This is a genomic window from Castellaniella sp. (assembly GCF_004321985.1).
Taxonomy (GTDB): domain Bacteria; phylum Pseudomonadota; class Gammaproteobacteria; order Burkholderiales; family Burkholderiaceae_B; genus Castellaniella.
In genome coordinates, this window is sequence record NZ_SCQN01000083.1 from 1 (window position 1) to 1,340 (window position 1,340).

2 protein-coding genes are annotated in these 1,340 nt (G+C 68.4%); both read left to right on the forward strand.

Translation table 11 applies throughout. The features are described 5' to 3' along the window. The first annotated feature begins 10 nt into the window (after positions 1-10). A complete protein-coding gene (locus EPN31_RS16635; RefSeq protein ID WP_291775938.1) occupies positions 11-568 on the forward strand; it encodes a sigma-70 family RNA polymerase sigma factor in 558 nt (185 codons plus the stop codon). Then, on the forward strand, positions 565-1,340 hold a 776-nt coding region (locus EPN31_RS16640; RefSeq protein ID WP_291775936.1), incomplete at its 3' end, for an anti-sigma factor. The genes EPN31_RS16635 and EPN31_RS16640, both read left to right, overlap by 4 nt.

The window sequence follows — 1,340 nt, forward strand, 5'->3', positions numbered from 1 at the left end:
TGCCTCGCCAATGGACGATGCCGCCGAACTCACCGAACTGATGCGCGCCTGCGCGGGCGGTGATCGTGGGGCGTTCGCGACACTGTATCGACGTACGTCGGACAAGCTGTTCGGCGTGTGCCTGCGCATGCTGCGTGAGCGCGGTGAAGCCGAGGATGCCCTGCAGGATGTCTACACCAATGTCTGGCGCCGCGCGGCCAGTTTCGATCCCGCGCGCGCGGCGGCGATGACCTGGCTGATCACGCTCGCCCGCAACCAGTGCATCGACCGGCTGCGCCGACACCGCGAGGAACCCCTGGACGACGCGGCCGCACAAAACATCGTGGATCCCGACCCCGATCCGCCGGCCCGCAGCGAAGCCAGCGAGGAACGCCAACGCCTGGAACGCTGCCTCGGCACGCTGGCGGATCAACAGCGCCAGGCCGTGCGTGCAGCCTTTTTCAGCGGTGCCACGTATAACCAATTGGCGGATCGTCTCGGCGTGCCGCTGGCGACCATGAAAAGCTGGATCCGGCGCAGCCTCGTGCGGCTGCGCAGTTGTATGGAACAAACCGAAGCGAACCCGTGAACACCCCTCTCGACCACAACGTGTCCGACAACGGCAGCGAAGACCTGCGTTACGCCGAATACGTGCTCGGCGTGCTGGATGCGGATGCGCGCGCGGCGGTCGAGCGTGAGATTGCTTCCGACCCGCACGCGGCGGAAGACGTGGCGCGTTGGCAGCGTTGCCTGTTGCCGTTGGCCGAGGATGTCCCCGCGACCGCGCCGCCGGCGCAGGTATGGGCTCGCATCGAAAAGACACTGGGCATGCAGACGGCGCGGCGCGAATCCACGCCGCCTGCGCGAGCCGGCTGGTGGTCCAACCTTGCGCTGTGGCGAGGGTTTGCGTTGGGCGCCGCCGCCGTGGCCGTGGCTTTCATCGTCGCCTTCATCGTCGTGCCACGCACCACCGTGGCGCCGTCCACGGCACCCGGCACCGCCTACATGGCCTCCACGATTACCCAGACGGATGGCCAGGTCGGCTGGACCGCGACCATGGATCTTGCGCATGCGCGCATGGTCATCGTACCGGCGAAGCCACAGACCCTGCCCGCTGGACGCGCACCCGAACTCTGGCTGATCCCGGCGGGCCAGAAACCGATCGCGGTCGGCATGATCGCCACCAGTGGGCCGACCACGATCGCGCTGAGCAAGGCGCTGGTCGCGCAACTCGGCCCGACCGCCGCACTTGCGGTTTCGGTCGAACCGCCGGGCGGCTCGCCCACCGGCCAGCCGACCGGCGCGGTGATCGCCAAGGGCGCGATCGGTGCCGCCGCGCAAAGTTCAGGCAAACCGGTGGC

What these genes read in the sequence shown, in the direction of transcription:
- EPN31_RS16635 (WP_291775938.1), top strand. Translation starts at nt 11, where the DNA reads ATGGACGATGCCGCCGAACTCACCGAACTGATGCGCGCCTGCGCGGGC.